Consider the following 19,658-nt stretch of genomic DNA (forward strand, 5'->3'; position numbering starts at 1 on the left):
GCGGCCGCGACCCCGCGCAATCCGGCTTCGGCCTGCTCCAGGTGATGCTGATCCTGCTGCTGGTCGGCAGCGCGCTGGCCGCCGGCGCGGTGCTGTGGCAATCCAAGCGCGCGCCGGCGCAGGCCGTGGCCCAGGAGCAGGCGCTGCGCTGGGCGGACGAGGCGATCGCCGCCTTCGCCGCCGCGCACGCGCGCCTGCCGTGCCCGGCCGACATCGCCAACGGCGAGGAGAACTGCGCCTCGGGCAACGCCAAGGGCTGGCTGCCCGCGCGCACCCTGCTCGGCGCCTCCGGCGACGGCATGCGTTTCGGTCCGGTGGCCTACATGGTCTATCGCGGCGACGCCGCCACCCACCTGGACCTCACCGCGCCGGGCAATACCTACCAGCCGCCCCTCACCGACGGCAGCGTGCGCGAGATCATCATCCGTGACGAGGACGGCGAAAAGACCGGCCGTCGCGGCTTCGTCGCCGTCAACGGACTGGACCTGTGCCGCACGCTGGAGCTGGCGCAGGTGCAGCCGCACGATCCGCTGCGCGCCGGCAGCGCCGGCCTGCCCTGGAATGTGGCCTACGGCATCGCCGCCGCCGGCCCGCAGTCCGGGGCATCGCGCCTGGATGACGCCAACGCCGCCGGTGGCGCGCAGATGGCCGCCCCCTGGCAGGAATGGAGTGGCGGCTACGACGACCGCGTGCGCGTGCGCACCTTCGACGGCGCCGGGCAGATGCTCGGCTGCCGGCTGCTCGGCGGCGCCACGCCGGCACCGCTGGCGCGCGCCTACGCCACGCCGCTGGGCCTGCCCGGCGCGGCGGCCGCCACCGCCACGCCCTACAACGTGTCGCTGGCCGGCATGGACGTGCTGGCCGCCGCGGTGACCCTGCACGATACGCTGGGCGAGCTGCAGGCCAGCAACATCGACGCGACCGAATCGGCCGTGCAGGGCGCGGTCCAGGCGCAGATCTCGGTGATCTTCAAGCTGGTGGCCACCGCCATCAGCCTGTCCGACAACATCACCACGCTGGTGACCTCCTCGGTATCCCTGGTGCGCGCCATCGTCACCTGCATCGCGTCGCTGGGCACCACCTGCGCCGAAGTGCCGATCAAGACCTCGGCGGTGGTCACCGCGGTGGTCGGCCTGGGTACCAAGGGCGTGACCCTGGCGGCCAAGGCCGCCTCGCTGCCGCTGGTCAGCGCGGCACTGGCGGCCACGATCAAGGCGCGCGACCTGGCGCGCAAATCGGCCATTCCGCCGGTCAGCAACCCCGAAGAAGCCCGCCGGCAACTGGAATGCACGCTGTGGGCGCGCAACTGCGGCGACGACGAGGGCGTGGTCAAGACCGAGCTCAACCCGGACTGGAGCGAGGGCGACGACCCCAAGGACAAGTACCGCATCGTTTACCGGCGCGACGCCAACGGCAACCCGATCCCGCGGCTCGATGCCGACGGCAAGCCGATGTACGACAGCAGCGGCAACCCGCTGTACGAGCCGGAGTACGAGGCCGGCGCGCCGCGCAAGGGGCTGGAGCAGGAGACCGAAGAGGCCAAAACGAACTGGCAGACCCTGCAGGTGCAGGTCGATGCCCTGGAAACCTGGCGGCTGGCGCCGTGGGGCGTCGCCGTGGCCGGCAATGGCGACCTGAGCGAGAACGGCCGCATCGTCGAGCGCATCGACGTGGAGGCCACGCGCCAGCGGATCTGCGACGGCAACTGGAAGGACTGCCGCTACGGCAAGGCCCAGGTCCGGGTGGAGTGCCGTTATGTCGGGGCCAACGCCGGGCAGTACGTGCTCAATGGCGGCACGTGCACCCATGTCGGCACCGAGAACATCACCGAACCGGACCCGAACGACGCCACCCAGACCATCACCGTCACCCGCCCCAAGGGCGACCGCGACCGGGTGGAGATCACCGACTACGTCTACAACCAGGACCAGGCGGTGGCCGACGCCATCGCCCTGCGCACCCTGGCCCAGGACTGGTCCAGCCTGCGCATGCGCAAGGAGGAGCTGGACCGGGAAATCACGCTGCGCGAGGACAACTTCAACAGCTGGTTCAGCGGCGGCGATTCGATCCTGTCGAAGATGAAGGCGCAGCGCGACGACAGCCAGCATTGCGGCGCCAGCCCGCAGACCGCCATGACCCGGCAGAAGTGCGACAACGCCAACCTCACGGTCCTGTACATCGAGACCTGCCAGAAGCCCGAGCCGGTGCGCGAGTGCAAGGCGGTCAGCCCCGGCACCGGCCGTTACCGCGACGCGGCGTGCACCGACCGCAACGGCAGTGATGCCGAAAAGAACTACGGCTGGGTCGAGACCCTGTCGCCGCCGCCCTATCCGCGCGACCCCACGCCGGACGCGGTCTGCAAGCCCAACATGCAGGACCGGATCAACGAGCTCAAGGCCGAACAGGCCGGGCTGCAGCAGGGCATGGACAACGCCCGCAACGCCTACAACGGGCGCATCAACCGCAAGGAAGCACCGTGGCTGACGTACCCCACCGGCGCCGGCTACAACTGGTTCCAGTGGGCCATCGAGATCACCCGCGACAAGGACGACAACCCGGTCAGCTATGCCTGGAAGCAGTCGCCGATCGTGGAGACGTATACGTATTCCTGCAAGAAGTCGGAGAACCAACCCATCTGGGTGCCCGGCGATCCCAACACTACCCCACCAACCGCCGGCTACTGGAAGGACAACTGGGTGGAAGTGGACAGCACCTGCACCGCCAACCGGCGGCTGCCGTTCTACGCGCCCGAACCCTACGGCGGCGGCCGCCCGCCGCTGCTGATCACCAGTCCGGCGAACACGCCGCTGTTCGGGACGCTGCAGCTGTACGAACTGCTCCCGGAGAACGCCTGCGCGTACTTCAACAGCCGCCAGTGGAACGGCAGCCAGTGGTGGTGGCCCGGCGGCATCACCTGGGGCGACACCTACAAGGTGGGCCTGTACTGCCAGCGCTACCCCTACAGCCGCGCGTTCGAGGACTGGAAGCGCGCCAAGCTCGGCGCCAGCAACGCCAAGAAGCACTACGAAGACCTCTACGCCCAATACGAGAAGCTGAAGCAGGAGTACGAGGACATGCGCAGCGGCAGCGTCAGCGGCGGCGACGAGATCCCGATGGCGTTCGGCGCCGAACCGGCGCTGGAATGGGCCGACTCGCGCGGCTCGGCCGGCCCGCAGCCGCTGGTGCAGCCATGAGCCGCGCCCCGCACCGCCTGGCCCGCGCCGGCTTCACCCTGGTTGAACTGGCCGTGGCGCTGGCCATCGCCGCGCTGCTGACGGTCCTGCTGGTCAGCCTGTTGCCGCTCGGCAACAGGGTGCTCGACGCCGAGCGCCAGCGGCAGGAACTGGCGCAGGCCGAACAGGCACTGCTGGGCTACATGCGCAGCACCGGCCACCTGCCCTCGGCCGACGGCGACGGCAACGGCCGCGCCACCGGTGCCGCCGTGGGCTGGCTGCCGGTGGCCGAGCTGGGGCTGCCCGCCCGCATGCGCATCCACTACCAGGTGCAACCGCGGCTGGCGGTGGCGCCGGGCAACGCGTTCGATCCGCTGCTGCCGCCCACCGATCCGCTGGCGGTCACCGGCAACAGCAACGGCCTGGACCTGTGCATGCAGCTGCTGCTGGAACAGCGCAGCGACATACCAATGGCCGGGCTGGGCATGCCGGTGGCCTATTACCTGGGCCATTCCGGACTGGCCGGGCACGGCCGCGCCGATGCCGATGCGCAGTGGAAGCCGGCGGCGCAGGCCATGCCCGGCACCCCCACCGACAGCGACCTGGCCACGGTCGCCGCCGGCCCTGGCGAACTCGCCAGCCGCCTGTCCTGCACCGATCGCCTGGCCCGTGCCCAGGGCAGCGCGCAGGCCGCGCAATCGGCCTGGAGCTCGCTGGAACTGACCCGCTTCAACTTCGAGTTCCGCAAGTTCGACATCCACATCGCCGAAACCACCCGCGACCAGGCCGCCGTCAGCCTGGCGCTGGCGGTCTATGCCATGGCCGAGTCGATCACCAACGAGGCCATCGCCCTCACCCTGCTGGCCTCGGGCTGGCCGCCGGACGGGCTGACCATCGCCGCCGGCGCCAAGCTGCTGGCCAAGTCGGTGGTGTCCATGGGCTTGGCGGCCAAGAGCCTGGCCAGCGCGGCCATCGCCCTGAAGGACGCCCAGGATGCGGTCGAGGACGCCAGGACCCGGCGCGACCAGGTCAGGAACTTCATGGACCGGATCGACACGCTCTACCAGGACGCCCGCGACACCGCCCTCACCCTGGATCGCGCAGGACTGAACCCATGACGCCCACTGCCACCTCCTCCCCCGCCCGCGCGCGCCAGCGCGGCTTCTCGCTGATCGAACTGACCGTGGCCCTGGTCATCCTCGGCATCATCGGCATCCTGCTCACGCGCTGGCTGAGCGACACCGCGCACGAGCGCAGCCAGGTCGCGCAGCGCGACCTGCTGCAGCGCGCCGACGACGCGGTGCTGGGCTATGCCACCATCCACGCGCGCCTGCCCTGCCCGGCCAGCCCGCTCAGCGACGGCCGCGAGGACTGCGCCCAGGGCGAGGTCGGCACCCTCCCCTGGCGCACGCTGAGCCTGCCCGACAGCCGCGCCGGCAACATCCGCTACGGCGTCCTGCGCCGCACCGGCGACAGCGCGCCGTTGGCCGGCTGGAGCACCGCCGCCCAGCGCGTGGCCGACGTGGATACCGCGTTGCCGGCCGACCTGGCGCAGGTGGCGGACCAGGCGGTGCCGCTGCAGGTGACCATCAACGCGCCGCGGTTCGTGCCCTTCAGCAAGATCCAGCCCTGGGACAACTGCAGCGTGGTCGATTGCGCCAACCTGTCGCACAGCGGACTGAACAGCCTGAACAGCATGGATTTCTGCAATGCCCTGCGCAACGCGGCGATGCTGCCGGCCAGCGCGGAGCACGTGCACACCCGGCGCGAGCTGGAGCCGGCGCAGGTCGCCGGCAACGTCGCCTACGCGCTGGCGGTGGTCGATCCGCTCGCGCCCGCGCACGACGCCACCTCACCGGTGTTCCAGTCGCCGCGCCGCCCCGGCGGCGGCCCCGACAACTACCAGGACAAGGTGCTGGCGGTGGGCATCGACCAGCTGTGGAGCCGCCTGCGCTGCGGCGAGCACTACGCCCCGGCGCTGTACGCGCACGCCAACGTGGCCATGGCCGCGCGCCTGACCACACCGGCCATGGCCAACCACGAGGTGCAGCTGGACATCATGGTCGAGCTGGGCGTGGCCGAAGCCCTGAACGCCTCGGTGGCACTCATCGACGCCACCGCCGACCTGATCAACACCACCTCCGAGACCCTGGACACCATCGCCGAGATGTTCGAGACCTATGGCGGCTGGAACTGGCGCGTGGCGGTCGCCGGCGGCAGCATCGGCACCGCCGTCGGCAGCACCATCGCCGCCGGCGCGGCGCTGGCCGCGGCAGGCACCTACGCCGCCACGTCGCGGCAATACCGCGACCAGTTTGCCGCCCGCTTCCCCGACGAGGCACGGCGCCTGGAAATCGAGATCGTCAGCAATGCGCGCCGCGCCGACATGCTCGGCGGCTTCCCCGACGACACCGTGCGCACCGCGGCGAAGAACCTGCAGTACACCGGGCCCTGAGCCGGACGCGCCAAGGCAGCGGACGGGCGGCCCATCCCGCCCCGTCCGCCTGTCCACCTGCCCGCCGCCCCGGCATGCGGGTCCGCGCGCGTGCCCTGGCGGACGCGCCCGCATGCCGCCCTGTCATCGAACAAGAAGGCCACGGAACGAAAAAATGCCGCCATCGACGGACGATGGCGGCGCTGTGTGCAAATGCGGACGGGATGCAGGCGGGGCCCGGGAAAAGCCCGCCGGCGCGGTGATGCGCCGGCGCCTTGCTCAGGCGCGCATCGCCTTGTCCTGTGGTGCCGCATGCGGCGCGCGGGTGCGCCCATAACCACGCAGCGATGGCGCCGCCGCGTAGCGCTGCGCGATCTCCATGGCCAGGGTGTGGGTCGCCGTCTGCGGCTTCACCGCCAGTTCCTGCTCCAGCCCACGGGCCAGCGTCCGGTAGCAGTGCAGGGCCATGTCCGGTTCGCCGCGCTGCGCGTACAGGCGCATCAGGCTGCGCTGCTGCGATTCGTTCCACGGGTCGAGCATGACGTGGCGTCGGCACAGGTTCACCGCGACTTCCAGGTCCTGGCTGGCGGTCGCGTCCTCGCGCGCGCGCTCCAGGGCGTTGAGCAGGCGCTGCAGCGCCCACGCCCGCGCACCCGGCAGCCATTCGCAGAATTCGTCGCAGCGCTCCAGGGCCACGCCTTCGAGCAATTCGCCGGCGTCCTCCAGCCACTCCAGCGCGGCGCTGCCGGCGATCTGCGCCGGTTCCAGCAGGTCGATGTCGAACAGCCCCTGCGATGCCTCCGGGCACAGGTGCACGTGCTCGCGGTCGATCAGCAGCACGCCTTCGCCGGCGACCGCGACGATCGCGCGGTTCAGATCGGCCAGCACCTGGCGCAGGTTGGTCAGCGCCGCCCCCGGGGCCAGGTCGGGCCACAACATCGCCGCGATGCGGCTGCGGCGATGCACGCGCGGGCGCTCGACCGCCAGATAGGCCAGCAGTGCCCAGCCCTTGCGGTAGGCAAGGCGCCCACCCTCGCCGATGCGGCATTGCCCGAGCAGCCGGACCAGCGGCTGCGCGTTACCCGGCCATGCGTTCATGGCCCGGTCCCCCGGTGCGGTTCGATAGACACAGGCTTCCATTCCCCCTATGGCAGGCGAGAAAACGGTTCATGTGGTTCCCCAGCGTTCGGATTGGCGGCCCGCTGTTTTTCGGGGCCTCACTGATAAAACCGTGAAAACCGTCCGCTTCCCATCACGCGCCTTCACACGCTGTCGACGCCGATGCAGGCCGGCAGCCCGATCCGGAGCGACGCGTGCCGCGCCGCTGGCGCGTCTGCATGTGGGCGCATGCGGCGGGCGCGGGCGTCCCCGATGCGTGGCGCGATCCGCGCAACTGGCATGTCGGCGGCACCCCGGCGCAGCCCCGGCAAACCACTTTCATCGGCAACCATGCCGCAGTGACAACCGTTTCCGACGCCCGCGGCCGGACACATGCGGGTAACGGGCCGCCACGCTTGACAATGCCGAAAGTGCCGTGGTTATCTCGAGCCATGCTGCAACGCCACACCAGCGCCAATTCGAACCGCACCCCGGCCACCGCCGCGGCGTCGCTGCTCGTACTCGTGCTTATTACCGAGCCCACAGGTGCGGGACGAGCTGGCGCGTAGCAGAAAAAAGCCAGATTCGATCAAAAACCCCGCGCCGACCCCGGTGCGGGGTTTTTCGTTTCCAGCATCCATTTCAACTGAAACCATGTTCACCACCGATACCGCCACGCACAAACACAGCACCCGCGCCGCCATGCGCGCCGCTGCGGCGTGCATGGCCCTGATCCCTCCCCCGGCGGCCGCCGCGTCCTGACGCGACGGCCGTTTTCTTTTGCGCTCCCTCTCTCACTGCAAGGAACCGAGTCCATGAGCTCCAACGAACTGCCCCAGATCAAGATCGCCGTCATCGGTTACGGCAGCCAAGGCCGCGCGCATGCGCTGAACCTGCGTGAATCGGGCTTCGAGGTAACCGTGGGCCTGCGCCCGGGCGGCCCGACCGAAGCCAAGGCCCAGGCCGACGGCTTCGTGGTCAGGACGCCGGCCGAGGCGGTCAAGGACGCCGACCTGGTCGCGGTGCTGACCCCGGACATGGTGCAGAAGAAGCTCTACGAGGAGGTGCTGGCGCCGAACATGAAGCAGGGCGCCTGCCTGCTGTTCGCCCACGGCCTGAACGTGCACTACGGCATGATCGCCCCACGCGAGGACCTGGACGTGGTGCTGGTGGCGCCCAAGGGCCCGGGCGCGCTGGTGCGCCGCGAGTACGAGATCGGCCGCGGCGTGCCGTGCATCTACGCCGTCTACCAGGACCGCAGCGGCAAGGCCGAGCAGTTCGCGCTGGCCTATGCCGCCGGCCTGGGCGGTGCCCGCGCCAACATCATCAAGACCACCTTCAAGGAAGAGACCGAAACCGACCTGTTCGGCGAGCAGGCGGTGCTGTGCGGCGGCGCCTCGGCGCTGGTGCAGGCCGGCTTCGAGACCCTGGTCGAAGCCGGTTACCAGCCGGAGATCGCCTACTACGAAGTGCTGCACGAGCTGAAGCTGATCGTCGACCTGTTCTACGAAGGCGGCATCACCCGCATGCTCGAGTTCGTCTCCGAGACCGCGCAGTACGGCGACTACGTCAGCGGCCCGCGGGTGATCGACGCCAGCACCAAGGCGCGCATGAAGGACGTGCTCACCGACATCCAGAACGGCACCTTCACCAAGAACTGGGTGGCCGAGTACGAAGCCGGCCTGCCGAACTACAACCGGTTCAAGCAGGCCGACCTGGAGCACCCGATCGAGAAGGTCGGCAAGGAGCTGCGCGCCAAGATGGTCTGGCTGCAGGCGCAGAACGCGTAACCGCGCGGTCCCCCACCCGCACAGAGCAAAGGTCAAGGTCGCTGCATGAACACTCCCGTCCACGGCGCGCCACGCAATGGCGCACGCTGGTTGACGCAGGCCCTGGAGGCCGAAGGCGTGCAGACGCTGTTCGGCTACCCGGGCGGCACCATCATGCCGTTCTACGACGCATTGGTGGATTCCACCCTCAAGCACATCCTGGTGCGCCATGAGCAGGGCGCGGCGCTGGCCGCCAACGGCTACGCCCGCGCCAGCGGCAAGGTCGGCGTGTGCGTGGCCACCTCCGGCCCCGGCGCGTCCAACCTGGTCACCGGCATCGCCGACGCGATGCTCGACTCGGTACCGATGGTGTGCCTGACCGGACAGGTCGGCACGCCGCTGCTGGGCACCGATGCGTTCCAGGAGCTGGACGTGTTCGGCATGACCCTGCCCATCGTCAAGCACAGCTGGCTGGTGCGCCGCGTCGACGACCTGCCGCAGGTGGTGGCCGACGCGTTCCGCGTGGCCCGCGAAGGCCGCCCGGGCCCGGTGCTGATCGACCTGCCCAAGGACGTGCAGCTGGCCGACGCCTCGCACCTGCCCGAGCACGTGCCGGCCACGGCCGCCCCGCTGCCGGCGCCGGACCCGCAGCGCCTGGCCGCGGCGCTGGAGATGATCGCCGCCGCCGAGAAGCCGGTGGTCTACGGCGGCGGCGGCATCGCCCTGGGCGGCGCGGTGGAGGACTTCCGCCGCTTCGTCGAGGCCTCCGGCATTCCCACCGTGCTGACCCTGCGCGGGCTGGGCGCGCTGCCGGCCAACCACCCGCAGTACCTGGGCATGCTGGGCATGCACGGCACCCGCGCCGCCAACATGGCGGTGCAGGAGTCGGACCTGCTGATCGTGGTCGGCGCCCGCTTCGACGACCGCGCCACCGGCAAGCTGGCCGAGTTCGCGCCGTTCGCGCGGGTCATCCACCTGGATGCCGATGCCTACGAGATCGACAAGCTGCGCGGCGCCGACATCGCCCTGCCCGGCGACCTCAAGGCCGGCCTGCGCGCGTTGTCCGGCAACCGCGGCAACTGCAACGGCTGGCGCGCGCGCTGCGCCGCCAACCGCGAGAAGTTCGCCGCGCGCTACGACGCCCCCGGCCAGGACATCTACGCCCCGGCGCTGCTCAAGCGGCTGAGCGAGATCGCGCCGCCGGACACGGTCATCGCCTGCGACGTCGGCCAGCACCAGATGTGGGTGGCCCAGCACTGCCGCTTCAACCACCCGCGCAACCACCTGACCTCCGGCGCGCTGGGCACCATGGGCTTCGGCCTGCCGGCGGCGATGGGCGCGCAATTCGCCTGCCCGGACCGCACCGTGGTGCTGGTCTCCGGCGACGGCAGTTTCATGATGAACGTGCAGGAGCTGGCGACCATCGCCCGCTGCCGCCTGCCGGTGAAGATCGTGCTGCTGGACAACGCCTCGCTGGGCATGGTGCGGCAGTGGCAGGAACTGTTCTTCGCCGAGCGCTACAGCGAGATCGACCTGTCCGACAACCCGGACTTCGCCGCGCTGGCGCAGGTGTTCGGCATCCCGGCCACGCGCATCACCCAGCGCGCCGACGTCGAGGACGCGCTGGCCGCGCTGCTCGACACCCCCGGCCCGGCGCTGCTGCACGTGGCCATCGACGCGCGCGCCAACGTGTGGCCGCTGGTGCCGCCGAACAACGCCAACAGCACCATGCTGGAGGGCAACCCCGCCCATGCCAAGGCAACGCAGGAGAGTTCCAATGCAATACCGGCTTGACCTGGTGCTGACCCCCGCCGAAGGCGCGCTGCTGCGCGTGCTGGGCATGGTCGAGCGCCGGGGCTTCGCGCCCTGCAACATCGCCGGCAGCCGCCAGCCCGCCGACGCCGGCCGCTGGCACGTGCAGATGGAAGTCAGCGGCGAGCGCCCGCCGGAAACCCTGTGCCGGCAGCTGGAAAAGGTCTACGACTGCGAATCGGTGCGGATCGTGGCGCTGGAACCGGCCGGGGTGGCGGCATGAATCCCGACGTAGGCGACGTACGGCGCCTGCCCTGTCCCGCGCGGGCAGGGCCCGCGCGCGGAGGCGTCTTCTTCGACGCCCACCGCACGCCCCGGGCCTTGGCCACGTACATGCCTGACCTTGGCCGCCCCGTCGTCGCCGCCGCGGACACCGGCGCGATCAACGTCAGCGTCGCCGACGTGCTGGCCGCGCAGGCGCGGCTGCGGCGCTTCCTGCCGCCCACCCCGCTGCACTATGCCGAGCGCTTCGGCACCTGGCTCAAGCTGGAGAACCTGCAGCGCACCGGCTCCTACAAGGTGCGCGGCGCGCTGAACGCAATGCTGGCCGCCCTGGAACGCGGCGACGAACGCCCGGTGATCTGCGCCTCGGCCGGCAACCACGCCCAGGGCGTGGCCTGGGCCTCGTTCCGGCTCGGCGTGCAGGCCATCACGGTGATGCCGCACGGCGCACCGGCCACCAAGATCGCCGGCGTGCAGCACTGGGGCGCCACCGTGCGCCAGCACGGCAGCAGCTACGACGAGGCCTACGCGTTCGCCCGCGAGCTGGCCGAGCAGAACGGCTACCGCTTCCTGTCCGCGTTCGACGACCCGGACGTGATCGCCGGCCAGGGCACGCTGGGCATCGAACTCGCCCCGCACGCACCGGACGTGGTGATCGTGCCGATCGGCGGCGGCGGCCTGGCCTCGGGCGTGGCGCTGGCGCTGAAGTCGCAGGGCGTGCGCATCATCGGCGCCCAGGTCGAGGGCGTGGACTCGATGGCGCGTGCGATCAAGGGCGACGTGCGCGAAATCGCCCCGGTCGCCACCCTGGCCGACGGCGTCAAGGTCAAGATCCCCGGTTTCCTCACCCGCCGCCTGTGCGCCAGCCTGCTCGACGACGTGGTCATCGTGCGCGAAGCCGAACTGCGCGAAACCCTGGTGCGGCTGGCGCTGGAGGAACACGTCATCGCCGAGGGCGCCGGCGCGCTGGCGCTGGCCGCCGGCCGCCGCGTCGCCGGCAAGCGCAAGTGCGCGGTGGTGTCCGGCGGCAACATCGACGCCACCGTGCTGTCCACGCTGCTGTCCGAAGTGCGCCCCAGCCCGCCGCGCAAACCGCGCCGGCGCAACGCCGAACGACTTAGAAGCCGCGTCGCCCCCAACGCGCCGCGGCCCTCCCGAAACGAACACCCCAACATCATCGCACCCGCTGTCGAGGAGACCCTCTGGTGACTACTCCAACCATCAACACCCCGCGAATTACCATCTTCGACACGACCCTGCGCGATGGCGAACAGTCACCGGGCTGCAGCATGACCCCACCGCAGAAGCTGGTGATGGCGCGCGCCCTGGCCGAGCTGGGCATGGACGTGATCGAAACCGGGTTCCCGGCAAGTTCCCAATCCGACCGCGAGGCCATGGCGCTGATCGGCCGCGAGATCCGCGACCCGGTGCTGGCGGTGCTGTCGCGCTGCCTGCCCGGCGACATCGAAACCTCGGCCAGGGCGCTGGAGGCGGCGGCGCGGCCGCGCCTGCACGTGTTCCTGTCCACCAGCCCGCTGCACCGCGAACACAAGCTGCGCATGAGCCGGGAGCAGGTGCTCGAATCGGTACACAGGCATGTGAGCATGGCGCGCGGCTACATCGACGACGTCGAGTTCTCGGCCGAGGACGCCACCCGCACCGAGCTGGAGTTCCTGACCGAAGTGGCGCAGGTGGCGATCGCCGCCGGCGCCCGCACCATCAACCTGCCCGACACCGTGGGTTTCACCACCCCGGACGAGATCCGCGCGATGTTCCGGCACGTCATCGGCCATGCCGCCGGCGCCGACAAGGTGGTCTTCAGCGCGCACTGCCACAACGACCTGGGCCTGGCCGTGGCCAACTCGCTGGCCGCCATCGAAGGCGGTGCGCGCCAGGTGGAAGGTTCCATCAACGGCATCGGCGAGCGCGCCGGCAACTGCGCGCTGGAAGAGATCGCCATGGTGCTGAAGGTGCGCAACGCGTTCTACAACTTCGACACCGGCTTCGACACCCGCCGCATCGTGCCGACCTCGCAGCTGCTGCAGCGGCTGGTGGGCATGCCGGTCCAGCGCAACAAGGCCATCGTCGGCGCCAACGCGTTCGCGCACGAGTCGGGCATCCACCAGCACGGCATGCTGCGCAACCGCAACACCTACGAGATCATGCGTCCGGAAGACGTGGGCTGGGAGTCCTCGCAGATGGTGCTGGGCCGCCACAGCGGCCGCGCCGCGGTCGAGGCGCGCCTGCGTGCGCTGGGCTACTGGCTGGAAGAGGAAGAGCTGAAGCTGGTATTCGACCAGTTCAAGGCGCTGTGCGAGCAGCAGCGCGTGGTCACCGACGCCGACCTGCAGACCCTGATGCAGGGCAACTCGGGCGGCGACGGCTACCGCCTGGCGTCGATGACCATCAGCGACGTCGGCAGCCGCGCCAACGCACTGGTCGAACTGTCCGACCCAGAAGGCAACCGCGTGGCCGAAACCGCGCAGGGCGACGGCCCGGTGGATGCCTTGTTCTCGGCGCTGTCGGCCGCCACCGGCGTGCAGCTGACCCTGGACAGCTACCACGTGCACAGCGTCGGCATCGGCGCCGACGCGCGCGGCGAGGCCAACCTGGGCGTGCGCCACGAGGGCAATATCTACGAAGGTACCGGCACCAGCCGTGACATCATCGAGGCCAGCGCGCTGGCCTGGCTGGACGTCACCAACCGCCTGCTGCGCCAGCGCGAAGGTAACAAGACCCAGGAAGCCGTCAGCGCCTGAGCGCGACGGCCCCGCATAGGCAACGGAACCAACACGCAATGAGCTCCGCACCCAAGACCCTGTACGACAAACTGTGGGACGCGCACGTCGTCGTCCCCGAAAGCGACAGCGCGCCGGCCGTGCTGTACATCGACCTGCACCTGATCCACGAAGTCACCTCGCCGCAGGCGTTCACCGAGCTGCGCGAGCGCGGACTGAAGCCGCGCCGCCCGGACCGCACCAAGGCGACCATGGACCACTCCACGCCGACCCTGCCGGCCGGCGCCGACGGCAGGCTGCCGTATGCGAGCAAGGCCTCCGAAGCGCAGGTGCAGATGCTGGCCCGGAACTGCGCCGAGTACGGCATCGAGCTGTTCGACATGGCCTCCAGCAGCCGCGGCATCGTCCACGTGATCGCGCCGGAGCAGGGCTTCACCCAGCCGGGCATGACGATTGTCTGTGGCGACAGCCACACCTCCACCCACGGCGCGTTTGGCGCGCTGGCCTTCGGCATCGGCACCAGCGAAGTGGGCCACGTGCTGGCCACGCAGTGCCTGCTGCAGCGCAAGGCCAAAACCATGGCGATCACCGTTGACGGCGAACTGGCGCCGGGCGTCGGCGCCAAGGACGTGGTGCTGCACATCATCGGCGTGATCGGGGTCAACGGCGGCACCGGCCACGTGCTGGAATTCCGCGGTTCCACCATCGCCGCGATGGACATGGAACAGCGCATGACCCTGTGCAACATGTCCATCGAGGCCGGCGCCCGCGCCGGCATGGTGGCGCCGGACCAGACCACCTTCGACTGGGTCGCCAACACCCCGCGCGGCCCCAAGGGCGCCGAGTTCGACAAGGCGGTTGCCCACTGGAAGACGCTGCGCAGCGACGACGGCGCGCGCTTCGACGTGGAAGTGCGCGTCGACGCTGCCGACATCCGCCCCACCCTGACCTGGGGCACGCACCCGGGCACCGCCATCGCGGTGGACGCGCCGATCCCGGCCGCCAACGACGCCGCCGCGCAGAAGGGCCTGGACTACATGAAGTTCGAAGCCGGCCACGCCCTGGCCGGCACGCCGGTGGACGTGGTGTTCGTCGGCTCCTGCACCAACGGCCGCCTGAGCGACATGCGCGAGGTGGCGCAGGTGCTGCGCGGCCGCCACGTCGCCGCCGGTGTGCGCATGCTGGTGGTGCCGGGCTCGGAAATCGTCAAGCGCGACGCCGAGGCCGAGGGCATCCACGAGATCGTGCGCGCCGCCGGCGCCGAATGGCGCGAGCCCGGCTGCTCGATGTGCATCGCCATGAACGGTGACCTGGTCGCGCCGGGGCAACTGGCGGTGAGCACCAGCAACCGCAATTTCGAGGGCCGCCAGGGCCCGGGCTCGCGCACCCTGCTAGCCTCGCCGATGAGCGCCGCCTGGGCCGCGGTGAACGGCAAGGTCGCCGACGTGCGTGAACTGTTCGACCAGGAGGTGGCGTGATGGCCGGTTTCCGTACCCTGACCTCGCGCAGCGTGGTGCTGCGCCAGACCAACATCGACACCGACCAGATCATCCCGGCGCGGTTCCTGTCCACCACCGAGCGTGCCGGGCTGGGCAAGAACGCGTTCAACGACTGGCGCTGGCAGGCCGACGGCACGCCGAACCCGGAGTTCGCCTTCAACCAGCCGCAGAACGCCGGCCGCTCGATCCTGCTGGCCGGGCGCAACTTCGGCTGCGGCTCCTCGCGCGAGCACGCGCCGTGGGCGCTGACCGACCTGGGCCTGCGCGCCATCGTCAGCAGCGAGATCGCCGACATCTTCCGCGGCAATGCGCTGAAGAACGGCCTGCTGCCGATCGTGCTGGACGAAGCCGACGTGCAGGAACTGATGCAGCGCCCGGACGACGAGCTGACCATCGACGTCGCCGCGCGCGAACTGCGCACCCCCGCCGGCAAGGTGTACGCCTTCCCGCTGGACGGCTTCTCGCAGACCTGCCTGCTGGAAGGCGTGGACCAGCTGGGCTGGCTGCTTGGCCGCGTTGACGAGATCGAACGCTACGAGGCCGCCCGCGCGGCGTGACGCCCCCTACCGCCCGCACCCGCCGCCACGGGTGCCGGGCCGAACGACAGCAACAGGACAACCGGAACCCCCATGCAAGCCAACATCGTCGTACTGCCGGGTGACGGCATCGGCCCCGAGATCACCGTCGCCGCGGTGGACGTGCTCAAGGCCATCGCCGCGCGCTTCGGCCATGACTTCACTTTCGCCCAACACGACATCGGCGGCATCGCCATCGACAACCACGGCGAGCCGCTGCCGGCCGCCACCCTGGACGCGTGCAGCAGGGCCGACGCCGTGCTGCTCGGCGCCGTCGGCGGGCCCAAGTGGTCCGACCCCAACGCCAAGGTGCGCCCGGAACAGGGCCTGCTGGCCATCCGCAAGGCGCTGGGCCTGTTCGCCAACCTGCGCCCGGTGCGCACCCACCCGGCCGCGCTGCACGCCTCGCCGATCAAGCCCGAGCTGCTCGCGGACGTGGACTTCGTGGTGGTGCGCGAGCTGACCGGCGGCATCTACTTCGGCGACAAGACCCGCGACGCCGACAGCGCCAGCGACCTGTGCCGCTACACCGTGGCCGAGATCGAGCGCGTGCTGCGCAGCGCCTTCCGCCTGGCCCGGCAGCGCCGCGGCAAGCTGACCTCGGTGGACAAGGCCAACGTGCTGGAGACCTCGCGGCTGTGGCGCGACGTGGCCGCGCGCATCGGCCGCGAGGAATTCCCCGACGTGGAACTGGAACACCAGCTGGTCGATTCCATGGCCATGCACCTGATCGCCAAGCCGCGCGCCTACGACGTGATCGTCACCGAAAACATGTTCGGCGACATCCTCACCGACGAGGCCTCGATGCTGGCCGGCTCGCTGGGCCTGCTGCCGTCCGCCTCGCTGGGCGAACAGGGCAAGGTGGGTATCTTTGAACCCATCCACGGCTCGGCGCCGGACATCGCCGGCAAGGGTATCGCCAACCCCTACGCCACCATCCTCAGCGCGGCCATGCTGCTGCGCCACTCGCTGGGGCTGGAGGACGAAGCCGCCGCCGTCGAGCAGGCGGTGGCCGCCGCGCTGGACGACGGCCTGTTCACCGCCGACCTGGCCGCGCAGGGACGAGCGCTTTCCACATCCCAGGCGGCGCAGGCGGTGCTCGCCCGCCTGCAATGACTCCACGACGCGGCCCCCGGGCCGCGTTTTTCGTTATGGCTGTCCTGTTGTTGTCCTTTCCCCACCTTCAGGAGCAATGCCCTTGAACCACCGCAGTCCCGACGCGTTCCTTGCGTACGTCGCCCGCCGCGACCCTGACCAGCCCGAGTTCCTGCAGGCGGTCAAGGAAGTCACCCTCAGCCTCTGGCCGTTCCTGCAGCAGCACCCGCAGTACGCGCGGCATGGCCTGCTCGAACGCCTGGTGGAACCGGAACGGGTCATCCAGTTCCGCGTGGCCTGGGCCGACGACAGCGGCCGCACCCACGTCAACCGCGCCTTCCGCGTGCAGCACAGCGCGGCCATCGGCCCGTTCAAGGGCGGCATGCGCTTCCACCCCTCGGTGAACCTGTCGATCCTGAAATTCCTGGCCTTCGAGCAGACCTTCAAGAACGCGCTGACCACCCTGCCCATGGGCGGCGGCAAGGGCGGCGCGGACTTCGACCCCAAGGGCAAGAGCGAGGGCGAGGTGATGCGCTTCTGCCAGGCGCTGATGCTGGAACTTTACCGCCACCTCGGCGCGGACACCGACGTGCCGGCCGGCGACATCGGCGTGGGCGCGCGTGAGGTCGGCTTCATGGCCGGCATGATGAAGAAACTCAGCAACGACGCCGCCTGCGTATTCACCGGCAAGGGCCTGGCCTACGGCGGCAGCCTGATGCGCCCGGAAGCCACCGGCTACGGCACCGTCTACTTCGTCGAACAGATGCTGCACCACGCCCGCCGCGAAACCCACGGCGCCAAAGTACTGATCTCCGGCTCCGGCAACGTCGCCCAGTTCGCCGCGCTCAAGGCCGCCGAACTCGGCGGCAAGGTGCTCACCTTCTCCGACTCCGGCGGCACCCTCTACGCCCGCGACGGCTTCGACGAACAGGCCATGCAGGAGGTGATGGCGCTGAAGAACGAACGCCGCGGCCGCCTGGCCGAACTGGCCGGCGACAAACGCTTTGAGTTCCTCGAAGGCCGCCGCCCCTGGCACATCCCCGCCGACATCGCCCTGCCCTGCGCCACCCAGAACGAACTGGACGAAACCGACGCCCGCACCCTCGTGCACAACGGCGCCCTGTGCGTGGCCGAAGGCGCCAACATGCCCTCCACCCTGGAAGCGGTGGACGTATTCCTGCAGGCCGGCACCCTGTACGCCCCCGGCAAGGCCAGCAACGCCGGCGGCGTCGCCACCTCCGGCCTGGAAATGAGCCAGAACGCACTGCGCCTGTCCTGGCGCCATGCCGACGTGGACGAGCGCCTGCACGTGATCATGAAGGAGATCCACGCCAACTGCGTGCAGCATGGCAAGCGGGCGGACGGCAGCGTCAATTACGTTGATGGCGCGAATATCGCGGGGTTCGTGAAGGTGGCCGATGCGATGTTGGCGCAGGGGTTGTATTGAGGATTGCTGGTCCCTTCTTCCGTCTGGAGGAAGGGATACGGCCGGCAACCGGTCCAAGCAACTCATTCCTTCAAGGGCTTGAGCGCTTGCGTTATGCCGAGCAATTCGGAGTGCAACCGATGGCGAAAAACGCGCGGCTTTTACCATCGGCCTCGGGACAACACCACGCCCCCACCCTTTCCAAGCCGTTGATCCTCCGTGCGCTTCCATCTTCACATTAGCGTGGGAAAGCAGGACACTTGGGCAACGCCACAATTAGGCGGCCTAATAAGCGTTAGCCATCAATGCCAATTCCATCGCGCACCGAAATAAAGCAACAGTTAATTCAGATCCTGAAAGATCGTGGGACATTGAAAACAGACCGCGTCTATGAAATTCTCTCGACACAGTGGAACTTAACTGAGGCAGAGAAAACCGCTAAGCGAAGTGGTGGTTCGTTGTTCGAGAATGAGATTCGCTGGGCTAGACAAGAATTGGCCATGGCTGGAATCATTGATAGACCGGCCAATTCAGGGCGGGCCTTTTGGCGACTTGCCAACGTCGCCACCGTACCACCTGAACAGTACGACGAAGAGATTGGATCCTATGATGAGGGGTCTATCAAGCGTATCTCTGTCAATGGCTATGAGCGCAGCAAGAAAGCGAGAGACGCGTGCCTAAAGGCATATGGCTATAGATGCATGGTGTGCCAGTTCGATTTTGAAAAAGTGTATGGCGAAGCCGGGAAGAACTGCATTCACGTTCACCATCTCGTTGAAATTAGCGCTATAGGAAAGAAATACAGAATCAATCCACTTAAAGATCTAATCCCTATTTGCCCAAACTGTCATTACCTCGCCCACAGACGCAAACCCGCATATACGGTTGCAGAGATGCAAGATATGTTGACTGCTAACAACTTGCTTAAGCCCACGCCCCTTTGCGGCGCTACTTAACTTGGCACCCTTGATGCTCCTCTACTACTTTGTAAACCAAGAATTCGGCCTCAAGGACCTCCGAGAGAGACGTCTCAAGATCTCCGACATCGCTAATCTAAACGATCCATTCGACTTTCTATCAGTAGCCGCTCCCTCAAGAGAAGGCAGGAAGATGCTCCGAGAGTGGCGTCAAAGTATCGCAAATGACATCGGCTTGATTTGCTTTAGCAGGAACTGGCATAGCCCAGTGCAATGGGCTCATTACGCCGATAGACACAAAGGCGTCTGTCTTGGCTTCGAGGTCGATGACAGCCATCTCCACCAAGTTAACTATGTTCAGTCCCGCCCGGCTTGGCCCGCAACTCCGCAACCTTGGCCAACCAGCGTAAAGCAACAGATAATTGACCAACTGCTTTATACAAAATTTTCGCACTGGAGCTATGAGGACGAGTACCGACTATTTATAAGCAAGACATCTCCGGACCCCGATGGAAATTTTTACGCCAATTTTTCTGATGACCTGAAATTACAGAAGATTCTTGTTGGCGCCTGCTCTACCCTTACACGCTCAGACTTAAATTCTGCGCTAGGCAGTTTGGTCAATGACGTTGAAAGCTTTAAGGTCAGGCTTGCCTTTAGAGACTTCCGTATTGTCAAACAAAGAAAAGCGTCTGAGTGGCGCTAAGAGTTTACTCAAGCCAAATCCGCTTCGCGGCTCTGTTTAATACCAGGGTTAGGCCCAAGAAAAATGACTCTCGAGCTCAAGATTTCAGCCTTGTCCGCACTTGCTGCACTAGGCTCAGCGTATTGGGCATGGAACAGTGCTCGCACCGCTCGTCGCGCATTAGCTCTAACAGAAGAAGACGCTGTCTCAAAGAG

15 protein-coding genes are annotated in these 19,658 nt (G+C 68.3%); 14 read left to right on the top strand and 1 reads right to left on the bottom strand.

What is annotated here, in order from left to right:
* Positions 1-44: 44 nt before the first annotated feature.
* The 3 genes from B1L07_12755 to B1L07_12765 are packed head-to-tail and all read left to right on the top strand — an operon-like array spanning position 45 to position 5,628.
* Positions 45-3,194 (top strand): hypothetical protein, encoded by a 3,150-nt coding sequence (locus B1L07_12755; protein ID AUZ55802.1) that lies wholly within the window; start codon positions 45-47, stop codon positions 3,192-3,194.
* Positions 3,143-4,291, top strand: a complete 1,149-nt coding sequence (locus B1L07_12760) for a hypothetical protein (protein ID AUZ55803.1) — start codon at positions 3,143-3,145, stop codon at positions 4,289-4,291. The genes B1L07_12755 and B1L07_12760 overlap by 52 nt, the downstream gene beginning before the upstream one ends.
* The gene (locus B1L07_12765) at positions 4,288-5,628 is read left to right on the top strand and encodes a hypothetical protein (protein AUZ55804.1); all 1,341 of its coding nucleotides are present in this window, start codon (positions 4,288-4,290) and stop codon (positions 5,626-5,628) included. Before B1L07_12760 ends, B1L07_12765 begins: the two co-directional genes overlap by 4 nt.
* Before the next feature lie 258 nt (positions 5,629-5,886).
* Here B1L07_12765 and B1L07_12770 read toward each other — a convergent pair whose 3' ends face one another.
* Complete coding sequence (locus B1L07_12770; protein AUZ55805.1) at positions 5,887-6,705, bottom strand: hypothetical protein; 819 nt, start codon at positions 6,703-6,705, stop codon at positions 5,887-5,889.
* Positions 6,706-7,520: 815 nt separating this feature from the next.
* On the opposite strand from B1L07_12770, the gene B1L07_12775 reads away from it, so the two are divergent.
* From B1L07_12775 to B1L07_12825, 11 genes are all read left to right on the top strand, one after another.
* Positions 7,521-8,495: a ketol-acid reductoisomerase gene (locus B1L07_12775; GenBank protein ID AUZ55806.1), complete on the top strand. Its 975-nt coding sequence runs from the start codon at positions 7,521-7,523 to the stop codon at positions 8,493-8,495.
* A gap of 45 nt (positions 8,496-8,540) precedes the next feature.
* Positions 8,541-10,268, top strand: coding sequence for an acetolactate synthase 2 catalytic subunit (locus tag B1L07_12780; protein ID AUZ55807.1), 1,728 nt, complete (start codon positions 8,541-8,543; stop codon positions 10,266-10,268).
* Positions 10,252-10,509, top strand: coding sequence for an acetolactate synthase (locus B1L07_12785; protein AUZ55808.1), 258 nt, complete (start codon positions 10,252-10,254; stop codon positions 10,507-10,509). The genes B1L07_12780 and B1L07_12785 overlap by 17 nt, the downstream gene beginning before the upstream one ends.
* Positions 10,510-10,619: 110 nt before the next feature.
* Positions 10,620-11,717, top strand: a complete 1,098-nt coding sequence (locus B1L07_12790) for a serine/threonine dehydratase (GenBank protein AUZ56597.1) — start codon at positions 10,620-10,622, stop codon at positions 11,715-11,717.
* Complete coding sequence (locus B1L07_12795) at positions 11,711-13,267, top strand: 2-isopropylmalate synthase (GenBank protein ID AUZ55809.1); 1,557 nt, start codon at positions 11,711-11,713, stop codon at positions 13,265-13,267. The genes B1L07_12790 and B1L07_12795 overlap by 7 nt, the downstream gene beginning before the upstream one ends.
* A gap of 38 nt (positions 13,268-13,305) precedes the next feature.
* On the top strand, positions 13,306-14,724 hold the full coding sequence (locus B1L07_12800; GenBank protein AUZ55810.1) for a 3-isopropylmalate dehydratase large subunit: 1,419 nt from the start codon (positions 13,306-13,308) through the stop codon (positions 14,722-14,724).
* The gene (locus tag B1L07_12805) at positions 14,724-15,302 is read left to right on the top strand and encodes a 3-isopropylmalate dehydratase small subunit (protein ID AUZ55811.1); all 579 of its coding nucleotides are present in this window, start codon (positions 14,724-14,726) and stop codon (positions 15,300-15,302) included. Before B1L07_12800 ends, B1L07_12805 begins: the two co-directional genes overlap by 1 nt.
* 72 nt (positions 15,303-15,374) lie before the next feature.
* A complete protein-coding gene (locus tag B1L07_12810) occupies positions 15,375-16,436 on the top strand; it encodes a 3-isopropylmalate dehydrogenase (GenBank protein ID AUZ55812.1) in 1,062 nt (353 codons plus the stop codon).
* 76 nt (positions 16,437-16,512) lie between these two features.
* Positions 16,513-17,862 carry a glutamate dehydrogenase gene (locus B1L07_12815; GenBank protein ID AUZ55813.1) on the top strand — a complete coding sequence of 450 codons (1,350 nt, stop codon included), beginning with the start codon at positions 16,513-16,515 and terminating at the stop codon, positions 17,860-17,862.
* 284 nt (positions 17,863-18,146) lie between these two features.
* Complete coding sequence (locus B1L07_12820) at positions 18,147-18,797, top strand: HNH endonuclease (protein ID AUZ55814.1); 651 nt, start codon at positions 18,147-18,149, stop codon at positions 18,795-18,797.
* A gap of 13 nt (positions 18,798-18,810) precedes the next feature.
* Positions 18,811-19,464, top strand: coding sequence for a hypothetical protein (locus B1L07_12825; protein AUZ56598.1), 654 nt, complete (start codon positions 18,811-18,813; stop codon positions 19,462-19,464).
* The last annotated feature ends 194 nt before the right edge of the window (positions 19,465-19,658 follow it).

Source organism: Stenotrophomonas acidaminiphila (genome assembly GCA_002951995.1).
Lineage (GTDB): Bacteria > Pseudomonadota > Gammaproteobacteria > Xanthomonadales > Xanthomonadaceae > Stenotrophomonas > Stenotrophomonas acidaminiphila_A.